Origin of the sequence: Streptococcus parasanguinis CC87K (assembly GCF_000507765.1) — a bacterium.
GTDB classification, from domain to species: Bacteria; Bacillota; Bacilli; order Lactobacillales; family Streptococcaceae; genus Streptococcus; species Streptococcus parasanguinis_J.
In genome coordinates this window covers 338,775-357,701 of the sequence record NZ_KI669401.1, presented here as the reverse complement: position 1 = coordinate 357,701, position 18,927 = coordinate 338,775, and the positions used below count along the sequence as shown (strand labels likewise).

Here is an 18,927-nt window from a genome sequence, read left to right as displayed (position 1 = left end):
CCAAAATTTGGAACAAAAAACGAATGTTTCCTAGCTTTTTTTGAGCCTCTTTTCTTCTAGTGGCGAACGAAAATACCAGAGTCGAAATGACAACTCTGGTAGTGGTTCTTATTTGTATAAATCTTGAATCGGCTCAAAGATGATCTTTTCAAGATCTGCAAGATAAATAGACAATTGCTGTTGTTTGGTGAAAAATTCATTCACAATCGGACTTGCTTGGATTTTTTCCATATAGTCCTTCATTTCTTGTTGCACAGCTTCTGTTGGAAGTTGACCGGATTGCATCAAGCCTTGCAGTTGATTTTGGAAAGCGACGTATTCGTCAAACAGCGTTTTCGCTTCTGGATTCGCTTCGATCGCTTGCTTGCTTTCTACGACAGCCTTGTATTCAGGAAGGTCTCGCAGGGTCCGAGAGAGTTCGTTTGCTACATCATAAATATTTGCCATTTTCTAGGCTCCTTTACTGATAAGATACTTCTATTATACTGCTTTTCCTTCAATATTCCTAAAATGAAGCAGGCCTTTTGATGCAAATCCTTCTGTAGACCTAGCGAGCAAGAACGGTATAAGACGTCGCCTGGCTGATCAATGTTTGAGCCCTCTCCTGATCTTCTGCATTTTTGAAGGTCAGCTGCAAAATCCCGTGGATATCTTCACGATTCTCTTCATTGATGTGAATATTAACCAAGGAAATCCCTTGTAGGAGTTGTAAGATTTCAAGGATTACACCTTCTTTATCTGGAACATCAATAAAGAGATCATAGGCACTATCGCGTCCAGCACGCTGATGGATCTGCATTTCTTTTCGGTGCTTCCGCCCTTCATGGAAAAAGGACCAAATAGCCTTCTCGTTATCTGCTTGAATGGTCTCAGCTACCTGATCCAATCGCTCTTTGAAATCTGCAATCCGCTCCAATATCGCTTGAGGGTTGGACAAGAGAATAGAAGTCCACATACCTGGCTCACTTTCCGCGATCCGTGTCATATCCCGAAAGCCACCAGCCGCAAAACGGCGGGTCATTTCATGCTCTTCCCCATAAGCTACAGCCTGCTCGACCAGAGTCGAGGCTAAAATATGAGGAAAATGGCTGATCTGGGAAGTCACCCGATCGTGTTCCTCGGCATCGATTTCAATAAATCGAGATCCCAATCCACTCAGAAGCTCTTTCAACTCTTCCATGGCACCTCCTGTCGTCAAGCTGGAAGGAGTAAAAATATAATAGGCATTTTCAAATAAGGTTGCATCTGCTGCTGCGGCACCTGTCTTATGACTACCAGCCATGGGGTGTCCTCCCACAAAGCGAACAGCCTTGTCTGTAAATACCTTTTCAGCTTGTGTGACAATTTCTGCCTTGGTAGAGCCTGCATCTGTCACCAGTACCCGGTCTTTCAAATGCAAGCTAGCTAAGGTTTCTAAGTAAGACTTGGTTTGCTTGATGGGAAGGGCCAAAATAATGATATCTGCTAAAGGGGCAAAGGCTGCGAAATCATCCGTCACTTGATCCACCATTCCTCTTTCAAGGGCGATGGTTCGAGAGGCTTCACTACGATTGTACCCAAGAACAGTCACGTTTGGGTGGGCTCTCTTAATGCCTAGCGCAAGTGAAGCACCAATCAAGCCCAACCCTGCAATATAAACAACTTTCTTCTCCAAAGGAAAACTCTTTCTCTTAAAAATTCTTCGTAAAGTCCCGGTGCTTGGCAACGGCTTCTTTCAATTCTTCCAAGTTATCGGATGAGAATTTTTCAAGCACTTCTGTCGCAAGGACCGTTGCGACCACTGCTTCCATTACCACTCCTGCAGCAGGTAGAGCCGTTGGGTCGCTGCGCTCAACCGTCGCCTTATAGGGTTCATGGGTTTCAATATCCACACTCATCAAGGGTTTGTAGAGAGTCGGAATAGGCTTCATGACGCCACGAACCAGAATGGGCTCACCATTGGTCATGCCCCCTTCAAAACCACCAAGATTATTGGTGCGACGGGTATAACCGGTGTCTTGAGACCAGATGATTTCATCCATGACTTGACTACCTTTTAGGCGACCTGCGTCAAAACCAAGGCCAAACTCAACTCCCTTAAAGGCATTGATAGAGACCACCCCTTGAGCGATTTTGGCATCCAATTTCTTGTCCCATTGCACATAGGATCCTAGTCCAACAGGCACACCACCAACCAAGGTTTCCACAATTCCCCCGATAGTATCGCCATCTTTTTTTACTTGGTCAATGTAGGCCTTAACGGCTTCTTCTTGTTCTGGCACAACGATCGAAACTTCCGACTTCGCTGCCTTTTCCTTGATTTCAGAAACGGTTAGATTCTCGGGAATTGCAATCTCAATTCCCCCAAAATTAACAATGTGGCTGGCCACTTCAAGGCCGATTTCTTCTAAAATCCGTTTAGCAACTGCACCAACGGCTACACGCATGGTCGTCTCACGGGCAGAAGAACGCTCTAAGGAATTACGGAGATCGTCAAAACGGTATTTGATCCCTCCGACTAGATCGGCATGACCAGGACGTGGCTTGGTGATCTTACGTAGATTTTTCTTTTTCTCTTCGACCGGTGCTACATTCATGATCTCTAGCCATTTTTGATGATCCAGATTGGTCACGTTCAGAGTAATCGGACCTCCCATGGTCAAGCCATGACGGACCCCTGATGTGATCTCGACCCGGTCACTCTCAATTTTCATCCGAGCACCACGACCATAGCCACCTTGTCGACGTTTGAGCTCTTTATTAATATCTTCTTCAGATAAAGGAAGGCCTGCCGGAACGCCCTCTATGATGGCTGTTAATCGAGGCCCATGGGACTCTCCTGCTGTTAAATATCTCATACGACCTTATTCCTTTCTTTCTAAAAAGTCCTTCATTTCTTGAAGAGGGATTTGATGAATCGCTGCTTGCCCCAACTCTGGAACAATTACTAATTTCAAGTTCGTCCCACGCGCTTTTTTGTCATGAGTCAAGGCTTGATAAAGGGCTTCTTTATCCCAGTTCTCATAGGTCACCGGAAGGCCAAATTTCCGGCACATTTCTTCGATTTGTTGGCTGATTCCTTTTGGCATCAAGCCCTTTTCTTCTGCAACTCGGGAGAGCTGCACCATGCCCATACTGACGGCTTCTCCATGCATAACCTGCCCATAACCAGCTGTCGCTTCAATAGCATGCCCGATGGTATGACCAAAATTGAGATACAGTCGAATACCATTGTCCAACTCATCTGCCACCACATGGTCTCGCTTCACCAGGCAAGAATGGGAAATGATGCTCTCTGCATGCTCTAAAATACTCTGGACAGAACCATCCATGGCTTCCAATTCTTCCCAGAGTTCCGTATCTTGGATGAGACCGTACTTGATGACTTCGCCCATTCCCTCGATCAATTCACGTTGCCCCAACGTGCTCAACACTTCAGGATCAATAAACACACCATCTGGTTGAGCAAAGGTCCCTACCATGTTTTTAGCAAGTGTTGTGTTGACTCCCGTCTTTCCCCCGATAGAAGAATCCACCTGTGCGGTCAAGCTAGTCGGGATCTGAACAAAGGAAATTCCTCGCATATAGGTCGAGGCAGCAAAACCAGCCAAATCACCAACTACGCCACCCCCAAGAGCGACGATACCATCACTGCGCGTCATGCCCTGGGTAGCTAGAAAGTCATAGACTTTTGAAACAGTGGTTAGATTCTTACTGGCTTCCCCTTGAAGAAACTCAAAGCGCACCACTTGAAAACCAGCTTTCTCAAGGCTCTTCTCTACGATAGAGGCATATAGCTTAGCCACGCGGTTATCGGAAATAATGGCGATTTTTTTATCGCCCCAAAGAGTGCGCAACCAGTCTCCAACCTGGTTGAGACCACCTCTTTCAATCACAATATCATAGGAATGTCCTGGAATAGGTACCGATACGTTCATAGGAATCTCCTTCACGTTTTTCTTTGATTCTATCTTATCATGAAATAGGGCACATGTCTCAATCAAAATGAAAAAGAGACTAGAGCAAGACTGTTTTTTAAAAAATCAGTTCCTGTTCTAATCTCATAAAGCTTTTTCAATAGGAAAATGTAAAACCCTCTCTTAGTCACATACAAATTGGCGATATTCTGTTGTCAATGCTTCCCATACAGACTCTGTAGGAAATACTTTCCCAGTCATTAATTCAAAGGCTGCTTCAGCTTGATAAAAGAGCATTCCCAGCCCATTTTCCCTCTGGTTTCCTTGATTCACTGCCAATTGCAGAAAGGGGGGCACTGCCGGATAGTAAGCCATCTCTACGATTAAGGCCTGTGGGGGAAAGGTCAAGTGACTCGCTATCGGAAGAGACTGACCATCCATCCCAACACCAGTCGCATTTAAGATGAGATCGGCTTGATTAAAGGAGCTTTGAACGTCTTCATCTTTCTCAATCGCATACAATTCTATCAAGAAATCAAAGCCTTCTTCAATCAACTGAACTATTGAACGATAATGAACCAATCTTTCCTCTCTCACAAAGACAAGGATACGTTTTACACCTAGATGAATCGCCTGTGCAATAATCGCTAAAGCTGCACCACCTGCACCTAAGAGAACCATTGTTTTTCCCTTAATAGAGAAAGCAGGAGGTAAACTACGAAAGAAACCAATCCCATCCGTATTATAGCCTTTAAGTTTACCATCGCGGTGAACGATAGTATTGACAGAACCGATCTTTCGGGCCATCTCATCCACTTCATCTAAGTAAGGAAAGACCTTCTGCTTGTAGGGCATGGAGATATTGGCCCCAATCATATCCAACTTACGAATTTGGCTGATGGTGCTTTCTAAGTCTTCTTCAGCAATATCCCAAGCTAGATAAGCAGCATTGGTCGCTGTTAATTCATAGGCTAGATTATGAATGAAAGGAGAGATACTATGACGAATGGGATGGGCAATGACAGCTGCCATCCGAGTATATCCGTCAATCTTCATTTAATAACTCCCGAATTCTTCTCATATTTTCAAGAGGAATTTGACCTGGGGCACTTTCATCTCCAACTCTAGCATAAGACCAGGAAGAACCTGTCAAATCAGCTGTCAAGCGCGAAATCTTCCCGACCTTGCCCATGGAAATCGTTACATATTCTTGCTCAGGGTTCAGTGTCTTGAAACCACGCGTATAATTCATCAAGTCAAGAACATCTTGTTCATTGTGGGCCATGACAGATACTTTGACTAATTTTGGAGAAAAGCTGGTCAATTCCGATAAGATCTCCATCATATTTTCCGGAGTTTCTTGGAAGTTATGGTAGCTGAGAACAAGATTTGAAAATTCCAACATCTCTTCAAAGACTTCACGGTGACTATAATACTCGAAATCGATATAATCCGGATGATAGATGGATTGAATATCTTTCAGGATTCCAACATATTCCTCGTTGGTCAGCTCCATCTCTCCCCCTTCAGCTCGAGTCCGTAAGGTGAATAAAATTTCGCGTCCAGCAAATTTTTCAAATACTGCTGGAGCAACGGTTAAGATCTCGTTTTTTTCTAAAAAGTCCGCACGCCACTCAATGACATCCGCATCATCGTAACGCGAACCATCTAGTTGTTGCGCCTCTTCTAAGGAGCGAGGCATAATCGACACAACTAACTTCATACATCCACCCTAATCGTAAATACTTTTAAGTAATTACTACTTTCTTCTTTCTTGTTCCATCGAAAATCTACCGGAAGGCCGTATTCTGCTACATAACGATGTTTACGCCCTTGAAATCCCTTTTCGATTTGTTTTTTAAATTTCTCTTTGGTCACATTTGCCGCATTGGTACTGAGAATCAAGGTTCCTCCTGGATTTAAAATCTCGAGGGCCTCACTGACCAATCGATGATAATCTTTAGCAACTGAAAAGGTCCGTTTTTTATTCCGCGCAAAGCTAGGCGGATCGAGCACGATCACATCATAGCTTAGCTCATGGCGTTTGGCATATTTGTAATAGTCAAAGACATCCATCACGACAAAACGATGAGCATCCAGCGCCAAGCCATTTGCCACAAAATGCGCTTCTGATAATTCTCTACTTCTCTTAGCCAGATCGACCGATGTTGTCTCAACTGCTCCACCCATTGCCGCAGCCACAGAGAAGGCTGCCGTATAGGAGAACATATTGAGCAAGGACTTGCCAGCTGCTAAGCCCTCTACCAAGCTACCTCGAACTTCATGCTGATCCAAAAAGATCCCCGTCATCAAGCCATCATTGAGAAAGACTTGGTAAGAAACTCCATTTTCAAGAATCAAAAATTCTTGCGGTGCTTCTTCACCATAGACATGAGCCGATTCATAGTCCATGCCTTTAAAGCGAATCTTTTCATAGCCGCCTCGGACTTCAGGAAAAGCCTCTTGAAAGGCCGCTAGAATGGTTTCCTTGATCTGAAACACGAAGGGATTGTACCAAGAAAAGACAACAAACTCACCATACAAGTCAACCGTGAAACCACCAAAACCATCTCCCTCTTGGTTAAAGAGACGAAAAGCAGTTGTCTTCTCATCCTCATAATAAGAACGACGATATTGCTTAGCTTTGATGAAAAGCTTTTTAAAAAAGTCTTGATCAAAAGCGACCAACTCTTGCGAAACAAACCATCCAATCCCTTTATTTTGTTCAGATAAGTATCCGACACCGAGGGATTGTCCATCTCCTGAAAGCAATTGAACCGCTTGATCCAAGGTAGGAAGCGAATCAAAGTCTTGCTTTTCAAGGAGCGATTGTCCTTGTTTTAGTTTTCGAGCTACTTGCCGACTGACTGTGAGTTTTTTCATACCCTCTATTATAGCAAAAGTCTGCAGTTTTCACAAAGGGAGGCTTTATTTACTGGAACTTTTTTTACCATTTTATCGTAGCTCTCATCATTTAGCTTTAAACGATATAAAATACCAGATCTCTCCTATTTCTTTCCTCTTCTTTACAGTCATTTTTTTCTTTCTCCATAAAAATGTGGTATACTTGTATATGAAAATTTTTAGGAAATAAGACAAGGAAGTAACATTTTGTGAAAAAAATTACGAATTCGATACTCAATTTCATGAGTACCAGACTAGGATTTGTCTTGACCCTTCTGCTGCTCTACTGGTTCAAAACCATGTGGGCCTATTCAGTTGATTTTAATTTAGACATTCAGGGACCGTATCAGATCTTTCTAGCAGTGATCAATCCATTTCCGGTCAGCTTACTGTTAATCGGTCTAGCACTCTATATCAAACCTACCAAGCTCTTTTATAGTTTGGCTTTTGGGATCTACCTTCTCTTATTTATCTGGTTGATTTCCAATTCTATTTATTATCGAGAATTTACAGACTTTGTAACAGTTAATACCATGTTGGCTTCCAGCAAGGTTTCCGCCGGTCTTGGAGCTGCAGCTTTAGAATTGTTCCGCCCTTGGGATGTGATTTATATTTTGGATTTCCCGATTCTAGCTTTCTTCTTCTTTAAGAAATGGATTCGAATGGATAACCGTCCCTTCAATAAACGAGCTAGTTTTGCGATCACATCTTTGTCTGCTATGCTCTTTTCGGCCAATCTTTTCCTTGCAGAAATTGACCGGCCTGAGCTCTTGACACGTGGGTTCTCAAACTACTATGTTGTTCGTGCCTTGGGTCTTCCTGCTTTTCTAGGATACAGCGCTAATCAAACTTATGTTGCAAACAAAGAGCGTTCCAAAGCATCTGAGGCAGATCTAAAACCGGTTGAAGAATATATCCAACAGCATTATGCCAAAGCTAATCCTGAATACTTCGGAATGGCCAAAGGCCGTAATGTCATCTACATTCACTTGGAAAGTTTCCAACAATTCTTGATCGATTACAAGTTGAAAGTAGACGATAAAGAATATGAAGTGACGCCTTTCTTAAATTCCCTCTATCATTCGAAGGAAACCTTTGCCTTTTCGAATGTCTTTAACCAAGTCAAGGCAGGGAAAACGTCTGATGCTGAGACCATGATTGAAACTGGGCTCTTTGGACTCAACCAAGGTTCCTTTATGGTGAACTATGGTGGAACCAATACCCAACAGGCCGCACCATTTATTCTTTCGAAAAATGGTTACAACTCGAGCGCTGTTTTCCACGGGAATGCTGGAAGTTTCTGGAATCGAAATACGGCCTATAAACAATGGGGCTACAATTATTTCTTTGATGCTAGCTACTTCACCAAACAAGACAGCAGCAACTCCTTCCAGTATGGTCTCAATGACAAATACATGCTCAAAGATTCCATCAAATACCTCGAGAGATTGCAACAGCCTTTCTATACTAAGTTCATTACGGTTTCCAACCACTACCCTTATACGACTAGCTTGTCAGGAGATGATCTTGGCTTCCCTCTTGCTAAGACACAAGACGAAACCATCAATGGCTATTTTGCGACCGCTAACTACCTGGATTCTTCGATCAAGGCCTTCTTTGATTACTTGAAAGAATCTGGTCTTTACAAAAATTCCATCATCGTTCTCTATGGGGACCACTACGGAATTTCAAACTCTCGTAACCCAGCTCTTGCTCCTCTACTTGGTAAGAACTCTGAAACGTGGTCAAGCTATGACAATGCCATGTTGCAACGAGTACCCTATATGGTAGTCGTTCCAGGTATGGATAAAGGAGGCATCATTGATACCTTTGGTGGTGAGATTGATATGCTCCCAACCTTAGAACATTTGCTGGGCATTGAGTCCAACAAATTTCTCCAAGTTGGTCAAGATATGCTCTCACCAGAACATGATCAAATTGTAGCCTTCCGCTCCGCTAACTACTTTGTAACTCCTGAGTATACGAGCTATAGTGGCCGGACCTATTACACAAAAACAGGTGAGGAAATCACTAATCCTGATGAAAAAACCAAGGAAGAATTGGACAAGATTAGGGAAGCCGCTAACCTTCAATTAAAGATTAGCGATAGCATCCAGACCGGTGACCTCCTCCGCTTCTTCAAGGGCAATGATCTTGGAAAAGTCAATCCAGATGATTATTCCTATACCAATTCCTTCAAGGCATTGAAGAAGATTGAAAAGGAAAAAGGTGACAAATCAACCAGCCTTTATAACCAACGTGGCAACCAGTCCACTGTCGATCTCTTCAAGGCACCAACTTATAAAGAATTGCACCCAGAAGATGATAGTTCTTCCTCAACAGAGACCAGTAGTAGTTCATCTAAATAAAAAAGAATCCCTGAGTTTAAAAACTCAGGGATTTTATGATTTCTTTAAAAAGAACTTAGTCTAGGACTTCAAAAATAGAAGCTGTTAAATTCTCCACATAGAAAGGACGTTTATGGCGACTATTCCCAACCATTAATTTCAATTTATCTGAATTTTGGAGGTAATATGGAAGCCCGCTGGCGTTGAAGATGACCAAGTACTTCTTGTCTCCTGTTAGTTCATAGATGACAAGACCACTGGTATCTGTCGCAGATTGGATAAAGACTTGTTGGTAGATGTTATCATAGCTTTCAAGCCCTAAGACAGGAAGACTGGTCTTCAAGGCGATTAAGCTTCGAATGTAGGCGATCGATTCCTTATTCTGACTGACCAGATCCCAATTGACCTGATTCACAAAATCTGGAGCATTGTAGGAATTCATGGCCCGCTCACGATCCAAAGGTGTGATCTCTCCATGAGGACCTGTCGCTACCAATTTAGTCCGCATAAACTCTTGACCCAATTGCATAAAGGTCATACCCTGGAAGAGCAGGTTCATGGCCGTAGCCAACTCTGAGCGCTTGACCAAGCCTGCTACTTCTTCATTTGGATGGAGGGTCTGAAGCAAGTCATAGAGATTATAATTGTCATGAGCCTCCACATAATTCAAAACCTGATTCGGACTTAAATAATGACCCAGCTCCGCACTACCTAGAACAGCACGCGCAACGATATTCTCTGTTGATTTTCGGCTGACAAAGCCACGTTTGATGGAACCATAAACCTCAGCTCCTTTAATAGCATCGCGCTCCGTGTCGTTAAAGAATCCAATACGTGGCAATTGCGCCGCATTGTCTTTCTTAGCCTTATCCTCTGGTGCGAGACCGGTTCCCATATCCCAACCTTCTCCATAAAGGAGAATGCGAGGATCCAGAGCATCCATCGCCTCCCGAATAGCATTCATTGTCGTCACATCGTGAATGCCCATCAAATCAAAGCGGAAACCATCGATCTGGTACTCTTTTACCCAGTGCGTGAGGGAATCAATCATGTACTTGCGGTACATTTCATGCTCACTTGCCGTCTCATTCCCGACACCTGTCCCATTTTGGAAGCGCCCATCTGGCTCCATCCGGTAATAATAATCCGGAACTGTATTTTGGAAAGGACCATGCTCAGTTGAGTAGGTATGATTGTAGACCACATCTATGACTACAGAAATCCCAGCTTCATGATAAGTCCGGATCATAGTTTTAAGCTCTTTCATGGTTTGTTTGGGATTGGATGGATCTGTTGAAAAACTGGTTTCTGGTGCAGAATGATTCTGAACGTCGTAACCCCAATTGTAGGTCACACGACCTTCTTCATCGTACTGTTTATAGCGATCAGATATCGGCTGCAATTGCACGACATTGACCCCTAACTGACGGATATAATCAAAGGCAGTCACATCGCCATGGCTATTGACAGTTCCTTCTTGGCAAGTCCCCAGATAGGTCCCACGCAAAGACTCGTCCACACCTGATGTCGGTGACTTGGTCAAATCCCGAAGGTGCATCTCATAGATCACTGCTTGACAAGGATTGTCCAGGCGCCAGGGAGTCGCATCGGCGCCTTTTTTAGTGCCCCAATCAAACTGACGATCTGCTCTTGAGAGAATGGCTGAGCGCATTCCATCGGCTGTCGTTGCAATGCTATAAGGATCGCGCGTCACTTGAGTCTGGTGTTCAAAATGCACACGATATTGATAAGCCATGCCACTTAAATTTCCTAGAAAATCTAGAATCCAAACACCTTGGGTGTTTTCTGGATGGTAGCTAGACTCTTGTTTGCCTCGCATCATCGGAATAGTCTTCCAAATAGGCGCATCCAACTCTGTTGATTGATAGAGCAACAATTCAACTTTCTTAGCAGTAGGGGCCCACAGCTTAAAGCAATACTCCCCTTCTTCTTCACGATAACCAAGCCAGCCTTGATAAGCCCATTTGGTGTCAAATTCCTTGGCATGGGTCGCCATATCGTAGGCATGAGGCTGACGATGACTATAAGCATGACTCGTCAAAGCAGCTTGCAAAGAATAATAGACAGTATCGTCCCCATCGAGAATCCAAACTTCTCGAACATGCCCTTCTGGTAAGAGTTCGATTTCAAAATCACGGGTTTTGGTGAGCCAATCTCCTTCTTTAACCAAGACATGACCCCGGCTCAAGGCATCCTCACTCTCGTATACCAGATTTCCCTCTACTCCAAAATAATCTAACTTGGAGAAAGAGACTGATTTTCCTTCTACTTGATCCTGCCACTGCCACATATCATAGGCAAAATAATTTCCTTTTTGCTTATGAAAATGAAGCTTTACATGGTATTGTCGCATAATATTTTCCTATTTCCAATTTGATACCGAAGGAACCATTCGCTCGTGAAACACGTACATGGTTCCAACTATTTGTTTTTATTCTTCAGATGTGTGAACTAAAGCATCGTTGTTGATTTCATCAATATTCGCAAAGAATTCCAAGTGATTATGAAAGACTTCCAATTCAACTGGAGTATCTCCCCCATATTCGCCATCTAGATTGATGCGGAATGGTTGAGCATTTTTCCCTAACATTTCGATCGACAACTTCTTGGTCTTGAGATATTCTACATTTTCATCGTGCACATGCTTGCCTCCATTAATGGCCTGAATCATCAAGGACAACATGTTAAAGAGCTTAGCAGTTTTTACGATAATCAAGGTGAAGTTTCCATCATCTAGCTTGGCATCTGGTGCGACACTTTCAAAGCCAGCAATAGAGTTGGTCAAAGCCACAAAAATCATCGAAGCTGGACCTTCAAAAACGCCATTATCGTGTTCGATCCGCACCTTACGAGCCTTGTTTCTCGGCAACATTTTAGCTGCTTCTGCCACATAGGCAAAGTAACCCAGGCGAGATTTGACACTACTTGGGACACTGAAGGTCAATTCTGTCAGGGTCCCTGCTGCAGCAATATTGATAAAATACTTACTGCCATAAGCACGACCAATGTCCATTTGAATGGTTTGATTCTTTTCGATAATGCGGGCAGCTGCCACTGGATCTCCCATCGGGATCTTCAAGGCACGCGCATAGTCATTGGTTGTGCCTGTTGGAATAAAGGCCATCTGCGGACGATTCTCCAGACCTGCAACTCCATTGACCACTTCATTAATCGTGCCATCTCCACCAGCAGCAATGATTAAATCAAAGCCTGCTTTGGCGGCTCTTTCTGCTTCATTTTGTGCAGAAAATGGTTCTGGAGTCGTTTGATAGGCGCTAGTTTCGTAGCCCACATCTTCGAGTACATCCAAGACTTCCGCAATATTTTTCTTGATAATTTCTTGCCCAGAGGTCGGATTATAAATTAAACGGGCTTTTTTGATTCGTTCTACCATAAAGATCCTCTACAAACTTTCAAGCCAGGCCTCATCTTCTACCTGGATTCCTAATTCTTGTGCTTTGGTTAATTTGCTACCAGCGTCACTACCTGCTACGACCAAATCTGTTTTTTTGGAAACAGAACCAGTTACCTTAGCACCCAGACTCTCTAATTTGGCCTTTGCTTCTGAACGCGTGAGTCGCTCTAGCTTCCCAGTCAAAACGACTGTCATCCCTGAAAGGGCCGCATCGGCAGCAACTTTTTCACCAAGATAGGTCAGATTGACTCCAGCTTCTTTCAATTCATGCAGGAGACGCTTGGATCCCTCTTGTGCGAAATAAGACTTGAGACTTTCAGCCACGACCATACCGAGACTATCAATGCTGGCAATCCGTTCTGGATCAGCGGTAGCCAGTTGATCGAGGTCATGGAATTCTTGGAGCAAGATTTGACTGACCTTGCTTCCGACATGGCGGATTCCCAAACCAAAGAGTAACTTTTCAGCTGAATTCTCTTTTGAAGCTTGAATGGCTTCATAGAGTTTTTCAGCAGATTTTTCTTTGAAGCCTTCTAAGGTTAATAGATCCTCTACAGTGAGCCGGTAGATCCCAGCTACATCCTCTACCAACTGAGCCGCGAAGAGTTTCTCTACAACAGCTGGACCCAAGCCTGTGATATTCATAGCATCCCGACTTGCAAAGTGGTTCAATCCCTCCTTAATCTGAGCTGGACAGAGCGGATTAATACAGCGAAGGGCCACCTCATCCTCGAAATGAAGCAACTCACTTTGGCAGCTCGGACAATGACTTGGAATGGCTAATGCTTGATCAGAAACCCGTTTATCTTTGACGACACTTAAGACCGCAGGAATGATATCACCAGCCTTGTAGACAATGACGGTATCTTCCTGATGAATATCTTTTTCAGCAATATAGTCCACATTGTGTAAGGTTGCCCGACTAACGGTGGTTCCTGCTAGCTGGACTGGAGTTAGGTTGGCAGTTGGCGTCACCACACCGGTCCGTCCAACTGTCCAATCCACCGATAGGATTTTCGCTTCTTTTTCTTCAGCTGGAAACTTATACGCGACAGCCCATTTAGGAGCTTTTACGGTAAAGCCTAGTTCTTCTTGAACAGCTAGGTCATTGACCTTGATGACGATCCCATCGATATCATAGGGAAGATCCTCTCGAAACTGAGCTACTTTTTGGATAAAGTCCCAAATTTGCTCCATATCTTCAGCCAGCACTCGCTCTTGGTTCACGACAAATCCTAAGCGAGCTAATTTCTCAAGCACGCCTTCCTGACTGCTTTGATCAGTGGGACTCACTTCTTGATATAAGAAGGTCGCGAGATTTCGCTTGGCCACAATTTTCGTATCCAATTGGCGAAGCGTTCCTGCAGCAGCATTCCGTGGATTAGCAAACTCAGGCTCGCCATTTTCTTGACGGATCTGATTGACGCGATCAAAGGAAGCCCGTGGCATGTAGCACTCGCCTCGAACTGTAATGTTGACTGGCTCTGGTAACACCAAAGGAATGTCCTTGACCCGCTTGAGATTCTCTGTAATATCCTCACCGACAGAACCATCCCCACGTGTTGCTCCTGTTACAAGGACACCATTTTCATAGGTGAGGGAAATGGACAAGCCATCGATCTTCAACTCGCATACATAGCTGATGGAAGGAAATTCCTTCCGGACACGCTGATCAAAAGCTTCTAATTCTTCACGTGAAAAAGCATCCTGCAAACTATAAAGGGGATACTGGTGCTGGTATTTAGTAAAGCCTTTTAAAACCACACCACCTACACGGTGAGTTGGACTCTCTGGTAAGATCTCATCTGGATGAGCGATTTCTAGTTCCACCAACTCCCGATATAATTGATCATATTCACTATCTGAAACAGATGGAGCGTCTTTTGTGTAATACTCATAAGCATAGCGATTGAGTAATTCCACTAATTCTTTCATTCTGGTTTTCATGTTCTTATTTTATCATAAAATCTTAATTTAGCCTTGAATTTACTGCATTCTTAGCATGAAAAAAAGGAGCCAAAGCTCCCTTTTCTTATTTTGTAAAATCAATCCGTTTAGAAAGTTGATTGATCACAATCGCTCCAAAAATCAAGGATGCAAATTCACCCACTCCCATGGTCAACCAGTTATAGAAGAATGGTTGGCCTTGAAGGTAATAAAGTTCCAAGGCAATCGTAAACATGGAAATGGAAAAGAAAATCGCAAACAAGAAATGGTCCAATCGAATAAGACCGTCAAACAAGAACTTGTTTTTAAAACGACCAAATAAAATGAGTCCGAGTCCTAAGAAGACAAAGGTCGAACCTCCACCGACAAAGACATCGATCCATCCAAAACTAAATAAGTTAGCAATCATACAACCAAGAGTCACTCCAATCAAGTACTTCTTATTGTAGAAGGCTAAGAAATTCATCATTTCCGAAACACGGAATTGATAGCCATAGTAGGCCATAGCATTGAGAGGTGGGGTAATGGTCAATACGATATAAATCGCAGCAACAATGGCAATTTGTGCCATATCACGAGCAGTTAACTGTTTCATCTATTCTCCTTTAGCGGTTTTCCCGCGTTTAATATGCTTGGCGAAAGGATCTTAAGCACCAAGGGTCGAAGGTTTATTTCTTCAACCTTTCAAGTATAGCATATTTTGAGGTTTTATGGTAGACTGAATTTATGAAAACACTCATTAAAAAATTTTTTGATAATGAAATTTTATCCTATCTCTTCTTTGGTGTGGCAACAACCCTTGTTTCCGTCGGAACCCGCCTCTTTATCTATCATATGTCTCGTGATGAACGATTGGCGACAGCGATTGGAAATATTGCTGGGATCCTCTTTGCCTTTGCGACCAACGATACCATCGTCTTTAAGCAAGAAAGAAAGGGCTGGTTTCAGCGCTTGATCCGATTTGCGATTGCGCGCTCTGGGACCTTTATACTAGACATGGCCTTGACCGAGATTTTTGTCAAGCAATTCCCAGGAATCATCGGGCAATTTGTCCACAACAACAAGAGTCAAATCAATCTAATTGAAACCCTCTTTGCGCAAGTCGCTATAGTGGTCCTCAATTATGTCTTTAGTAAACTCTTTGTCTTTAAAAATAAAAACAAGGCTTGAAACAATTGTTTCAGCCTTATTATTTTAAACTTCTATACTTGCATGCTCTGCACTTAATTGATAGATCGTTCCTTCGACCCCAAAATAATCCTTGGCTAGGTCTTTCAATTCCTGCATAGCTGTTTGTGCACGTTTGGCCTGTACCTCATCAATGGCTTCAATCACCAAAATAGCATCCTTCGTATCTTCAGTTAGCATGGTTCTTTGAGCCTCACGCCAATTCAAACAACGACAAACAGCTCCTTCTTGGTCATAGTAGATGATCTCCCCTTCCAAAGCTGGCGCATCTTCTTCAGCTCCTAATGGAAAGAACGGTTCGCCTCCTTTCGCTTGTCCTAGAGAGAGTCCACCCACCAATTTATCCATATCTTCTCCCCCACAAGGAAGAGCATAAGCCATCGAAACGCTATTGTAAAGATCCACCAAAGGATTAATCGGATAAAATTCACGACCCTGGTGAACCCGTTTTAAGAGTGCTTCGATGGAAGATCGGGCTCCTTTTTTTGTTTTAAACTTGCTAAAAGCTTGGCGCCATTCTTGAACGAACCCACTCTGGGTATAGTTTTCTTCATCGATAAATTCCCATGCTCTCTTGGCACCCTTGTCCAACAATTCTTTGAAATAAGGATCCTTGGCTTCATCTACTGTATTATCAATGCCATACAAGGACATCACTGTAATTCTAGCTGTTGGGAACAAATCCCAAAATTCTTGATCGACTGTTACTTTCATTGCTTTACCTCACTATAATTTCTTTTTTTACCTTTTTTAACTAGTTCCCAATCCAAGGTGATATTCTCACGAACTCGGATGAGATACTCTTCTAACTGTGCGACTTCTTTTTTGGAAAATCCTTTTAAAGCAGTTCTCTCAGAGTAAAGATGCTCCCCTAAAATGAAGGGGTAAATCTGCTTACCTTTTTCAGTTAACTCCCATTCCTTTGTTTTGAGATTTTCACTTCTCGGACGTTGCTGAATCAAGCCACGCTCTTCTAGTTTTTTTACGGACCTTGCAACGGTGGATCGATCTACTTTCAAGAGGTCAGAGAGTTCTTCCTGAATCATTCCAGGTTGCTCTGCAATTCGCACCAGATAGAGATATTGACCACGTGCTAAATCTAAATCTCTAAATTCGATATTTGCAATAGAATCCAGAGCGCGCGCAATGATACCAATCTCACGCAAAATACTCATCCCACTCCTCCTTTCTTGTTAGAAATAGAGTAACATATTTTTGTTGCAAATGCAATAAAAATCAACAAAAAAAGAAACCAGATATCATCTGATTTCTATTCTTTCCTTTTATCTCTATTTTTAAGACGTAATCGTTGTTTTAATTTTAATGAAGTTTCTCTATGCCGGAAGGCCACTTCTTCTGATTTTAATTTGGAAACAATTTCTCCATTACGCGTTTGGAATTTGGCTTCTCTGGCAAATTGGACACTGGCGTTTAAAATACAACCAATAATCATGATTTTAGCTACCAAGATAAACCAAAACATAATAACCGCTAGGACGACCGAACCAAAGAAGCGAGCATCCAAGAAATGACTCACATAGCGATCTACGTATTTCCAAAAGATATTCAAGATTGCATACAGGACAACAACCACAAAAGTCGCCCCTGGAAAAACATATCTAAATTTTGGAATTTTAACATTTGGAAGCGTGTAATAGAGCAAAACCAAGCTGACAAAGAGCAAGAGGTAGATGGTCGGCTCTGTCAAATTCAGTAAACGCACATAAATTGTCCGATCAAATGAAAAGGTCTGATAGAGATAGCGAACGATCATTTTCCCAAACATGGAAAGGATCAGCGAAAGTCCAAACAAGCCTTGCAAGGCAAAACTGATCAGAAAGCTAAAGAGTCGCCCCCAGATAATACCACGTTCCTTTTCTACCCCATAACTCTTGTTATAGGCTTTTTGGAGGTAGGCAATGCTCTGTGAGAAGATCCACAAAGCAGAAATAATCGAGAAACTCAGTAACCCTGTCGAAGGCTTGGTCAACACACTCGAGATCATCTGGGCCACTGTCCGATACAAGGAAGCGGGCAGAATTTCTTTTAGACTCAAAAGAATCTGAGTAGGACGAATGTGAAAGTAGGGCAAGATATTGGCTGCAATCAGCATCAAAGGGAAAATAGAGATCAACAAATAATAGGCTACAGCAATGCTAGTGATATCAGACTCAGCACTCTGATAAAACCGCACGAAGCCTTTTATAAATGGCTGATCGAACACTTTTTGTAGGACCTTTTTCATTCCTCACCTCCCCATTTTTACTAAAAAAGAGCAAAGAGCGAAACCAGACACGTGCCTTCAGCTCCATTCTTTCCTCTCAATCTTTTAGTAAGTTCCTTCTTCACCTTGACTGGTTAGAATCACTGGACCATCTTTTGTAATCACAAATTGATGCTCGTATTGACAAGAAAGGCCACCGTCGAGGGTCTTATGGGCCCAACCAGTTTCCATATCAGTATCAATCTCCCAAGTACCGGTATTGATCATTGGCTCAATCGTCAAGACCATGCCTTCACGCAAACGAAGACCGCGTCCAGCACGACCGTAATGCGGTACCATTGGTTCTTCATGCATAGTAGGGCCGACACCGTGGCCGACCAAGTCACGCACCACACCATAGCCTTTGCTTTCTGCATACTCTTGAATCGCTGCACCAATATCTCCCAAGCGATTGCCTACGACTGCTTTCTCAATTCCTTTGTAAAGACATTCTTTAGTCACGTCCATCAAATCTTTAACTTCTTGAGAAACATTTCCAACCGCATAAGCCCAGCAAGAGTCCGCTAAGCCACCAGTATAAGACTCGGTATATTTCTTCACTTGGGCAACATTATCAAAATCTAATTTTGAAACATCCAGAACAGACTTGTCGAGTGGCTCAGATAAGACCATATCTACCTTGAGGAGATCACCATCTTTCAGGATAACATGACGGGGAAAGGCATGGGCAACCTCATCATTTAAACCGCAACAAGTCGCGTAAGGATAGTCCATGAGACTGCCTTCTACTCCAATTTGAAGTGGTAAGACATTGGCTTCTTTACAGCGACGGCGGACATATTCTTCTACTTCCCAAAGGTCAAGTCCTGGCTTGATCAAGTCACGCAATCCAATATGGATGCTGGCAAGGAAATCTCCTGCACGATCCATGGCTTCAATTTCACGTTGTGATTTTAATGTAATCATTGTCTCCTCATTTCTCTT

At 43.0% G+C, this 18,927-nt stretch carries 17 protein-coding genes and 1 riboswitch; of the genes, 2 read left to right on the top strand and 15 right to left on the bottom strand.

The features are described 5' to 3' along the window. Positions 1-108: 108 nt before the first annotated feature. The 7 genes from HMPREF1195_RS01745 to HMPREF1195_RS01715 form a co-directional block, all read right to left on the bottom strand. The gene (locus HMPREF1195_RS01745) at positions 109-447 is read right to left on the bottom strand and encodes a YlbF/YmcA family competence regulator (RefSeq protein WP_003014453.1); all 339 of its coding nucleotides are present in this window, start codon (positions 445-447) and stop codon (positions 109-111) included. A gap of 100 nt (positions 448-547) precedes the next feature. Beyond that, positions 548-1,654: a prephenate dehydrogenase gene (locus HMPREF1195_RS01740; RefSeq protein WP_023917860.1), complete on the bottom strand. Its 1,107-nt coding sequence runs from the start codon at positions 1,652-1,654 to the stop codon at positions 548-550. Positions 1,655-1,670: 16 nt separating this feature from the next. Further along, complete coding sequence (aroC, locus tag HMPREF1195_RS01735) at positions 1,671-2,837, bottom strand: chorismate synthase (RefSeq protein ID WP_023917858.1); 1,167 nt, start codon at positions 2,835-2,837, stop codon at positions 1,671-1,673. A 6-nt stretch (positions 2,838-2,843) separates the two neighbouring features. Beyond that, positions 2,844-3,917, bottom strand: coding sequence for a 3-dehydroquinate synthase (aroB, locus tag HMPREF1195_RS01730; protein WP_023917856.1), 1,074 nt, complete (start codon positions 3,915-3,917; stop codon positions 2,844-2,846). A 162-nt stretch (positions 3,918-4,079) separates the two neighbouring features. Further along, positions 4,080-4,952 carry a shikimate dehydrogenase gene (locus tag HMPREF1195_RS01725; protein WP_023917854.1) on the bottom strand — a complete coding sequence of 291 codons (873 nt, stop codon included), beginning with the start codon at positions 4,950-4,952 and terminating at the stop codon, positions 4,080-4,082. After that, complete coding sequence (gene aroD / locus HMPREF1195_RS01720) at positions 4,942-5,619, bottom strand: type I 3-dehydroquinate dehydratase (protein ID WP_023917852.1); 678 nt, start codon at positions 5,617-5,619, stop codon at positions 4,942-4,944. Before aroD ends, HMPREF1195_RS01725 begins: the two co-directional genes overlap by 11 nt. Continuing rightward, complete coding sequence (locus HMPREF1195_RS01715) at positions 5,616-6,779, bottom strand: class I SAM-dependent rRNA methyltransferase (protein ID WP_023917850.1); 1,164 nt, start codon at positions 6,777-6,779, stop codon at positions 5,616-5,618. The genes aroD and HMPREF1195_RS01715 overlap by 4 nt, the downstream gene beginning before the upstream one ends. Before the next feature lie 230 nt (positions 6,780-7,009). On the opposite strand from HMPREF1195_RS01715, the gene HMPREF1195_RS01710 reads away from it, so the two are divergent. Continuing rightward, a complete protein-coding gene (locus tag HMPREF1195_RS01710) occupies positions 7,010-9,169 on the top strand; it encodes an LTA synthase family protein (RefSeq protein WP_023917848.1) in 2,160 nt (719 codons plus the stop codon). Between the two features lie 55 nt (positions 9,170-9,224). On the opposite strand, the gene pulA is transcribed toward HMPREF1195_RS01710, so the two are convergent. The 4 genes from pulA to HMPREF1195_RS01690 all read right to left on the bottom strand — a co-directional run bounded on the left by pulA (position 9,225) and on the right by HMPREF1195_RS01690 (position 15,126). Continuing rightward, a complete protein-coding gene (gene pulA / locus HMPREF1195_RS01705) occupies positions 9,225-11,522 on the bottom strand; it encodes a type I pullulanase (RefSeq protein ID WP_023917846.1) in 2,298 nt (765 codons plus the stop codon). Positions 11,523-11,600: 78 nt separating this feature from the next. Further along, a complete protein-coding gene (locus HMPREF1195_RS01700; protein ID WP_023917844.1) occupies positions 11,601-12,563 on the bottom strand; it encodes a diacylglycerol kinase family lipid kinase in 963 nt (320 codons plus the stop codon). Positions 12,564-12,572: 9 nt separating this feature from the next. After that, a complete protein-coding gene (gene ligA, locus HMPREF1195_RS01695; protein ID WP_037599286.1) occupies positions 12,573-14,531 on the bottom strand; it encodes an NAD-dependent DNA ligase LigA in 1,959 nt (652 codons plus the stop codon). 85 nt (positions 14,532-14,616) lie between these two features. Further along, complete coding sequence (locus HMPREF1195_RS01690; RefSeq protein WP_023917840.1) at positions 14,617-15,126, bottom strand: QueT transporter family protein; 510 nt, start codon at positions 15,124-15,126, stop codon at positions 14,617-14,619. Next, a riboswitch (PreQ1 riboswitch) is annotated at positions 15,124-15,229 on the bottom strand. (Overlaps the previous gene by 3 nt.) Positions 15,230-15,257: 28 nt before the next feature. Between HMPREF1195_RS01690 and HMPREF1195_RS01685 the strand changes: the two genes are divergently transcribed. Then, positions 15,258-15,701, top strand: a complete 444-nt coding sequence (locus HMPREF1195_RS01685) for a GtrA family protein (RefSeq protein ID WP_023917838.1) — start codon at positions 15,258-15,260, stop codon at positions 15,699-15,701. Between the two features lie 24 nt (positions 15,702-15,725). Here the strand turns inward: HMPREF1195_RS01685 and HMPREF1195_RS01680 are convergent, their stop codons facing one another. From HMPREF1195_RS01680 to HMPREF1195_RS01665, 4 genes are all read right to left on the bottom strand, one after another. Beyond that, a complete protein-coding gene (locus HMPREF1195_RS01680; RefSeq protein WP_023917836.1) occupies positions 15,726-16,433 on the bottom strand; it encodes a B3/B4 domain-containing protein in 708 nt (235 codons plus the stop codon). Beyond that, a complete protein-coding gene (locus HMPREF1195_RS01675) occupies positions 16,430-16,894 on the bottom strand; it encodes a MarR family winged helix-turn-helix transcriptional regulator (RefSeq protein ID WP_023917834.1) in 465 nt (154 codons plus the stop codon). Before HMPREF1195_RS01675 ends, HMPREF1195_RS01680 begins: the two co-directional genes overlap by 4 nt. Positions 16,895-16,989: 95 nt before the next feature. Further along, positions 16,990-17,964, bottom strand: a complete 975-nt coding sequence (locus tag HMPREF1195_RS01670) for a YihY/virulence factor BrkB family protein (protein WP_023917833.1) — start codon at positions 17,962-17,964, stop codon at positions 16,990-16,992. A gap of 84 nt (positions 17,965-18,048) precedes the next feature. Further along, positions 18,049-18,909, bottom strand: a complete 861-nt coding sequence (locus HMPREF1195_RS01665; protein ID WP_003015764.1) for a methionyl aminopeptidase — start codon at positions 18,907-18,909, stop codon at positions 18,049-18,051. Positions 18,910-18,927 lie beyond the last annotated feature (18 nt).

What these genes read in the sequence shown, in the direction of transcription:
- aroC (WP_023917858.1), bottom strand. Translation starts at nt 2,837, where the DNA reads ATGAGATATTTAACAGCAGGAGAGTCCCATGGGCCTCGATTAACAGCC.
- HMPREF1195_RS01675 (WP_023917834.1), bottom strand. Translation starts at nt 16,894, where the DNA reads ATGAGTATTTTGCGTGAGATTGGTATCATTGCGCGCGCTCTGGATTCT.
- aroD (WP_023917852.1), bottom strand. Translation starts at nt 5,619, where the DNA reads ATGAAGTTAGTTGTGTCGATTATGCCTCGCTCCTTAGAAGAGGCGCAA.
- HMPREF1195_RS01745 (WP_003014453.1), bottom strand. Translation starts at nt 447, where the DNA reads ATGGCAAATATTTATGATGTAGCAAACGAACTCTCTCGGACCCTGCGA.
- ligA (WP_037599286.1), bottom strand. Translation starts at nt 14,531, where the DNA reads ATGAAAACCAGAATGAAAGAATTAGTGGAATTACTCAATCGCTATGCT.
- pulA (WP_023917846.1), bottom strand. Translation starts at nt 11,522, where the DNA reads ATGCGACAATACCATGTAAAGCTTCATTTTCATAAGCAAAAAGGAAAT.
- HMPREF1195_RS01690 (WP_023917840.1), bottom strand. Translation starts at nt 15,126, where the DNA reads ATGAAACAGTTAACTGCTCGTGATATGGCACAAATTGCCATTGTTGCT.
- HMPREF1195_RS01685 (WP_023917838.1), top strand. Translation starts at nt 15,258, where the DNA reads ATGAAAACACTCATTAAAAAATTTTTTGATAATGAAATTTTATCCTAT.
- HMPREF1195_RS01680 (WP_023917836.1), bottom strand. Translation starts at nt 16,433, where the DNA reads ATGAAAGTAACAGTCGATCAAGAATTTTGGGATTTGTTCCCAACAGCT.
- HMPREF1195_RS01665 (WP_003015764.1), bottom strand. Translation starts at nt 18,909, where the DNA reads ATGATTACATTAAAATCACAACGTGAAATTGAAGCCATGGATCGTGCA.
- HMPREF1195_RS01715 (WP_023917850.1), bottom strand. Translation starts at nt 6,779, where the DNA reads ATGAAAAAACTCACAGTCAGTCGGCAAGTAGCTCGAAAACTAAAACAA.
- HMPREF1195_RS01725 (WP_023917854.1), bottom strand. Translation starts at nt 4,952, where the DNA reads ATGAAGATTGACGGATATACTCGGATGGCAGCTGTCATTGCCCATCCC.
- HMPREF1195_RS01670 (WP_023917833.1), bottom strand. Translation starts at nt 17,964, where the DNA reads ATGAAAAAGGTCCTACAAAAAGTGTTCGATCAGCCATTTATAAAAGGC.
- aroB (WP_023917856.1), bottom strand. Translation starts at nt 3,917, where the DNA reads ATGAACGTATCGGTACCTATTCCAGGACATTCCTATGATATTGTGATT.
- HMPREF1195_RS01700 (WP_023917844.1), bottom strand. Translation starts at nt 12,563, where the DNA reads ATGGTAGAACGAATCAAAAAAGCCCGTTTAATTTATAATCCGACCTCT.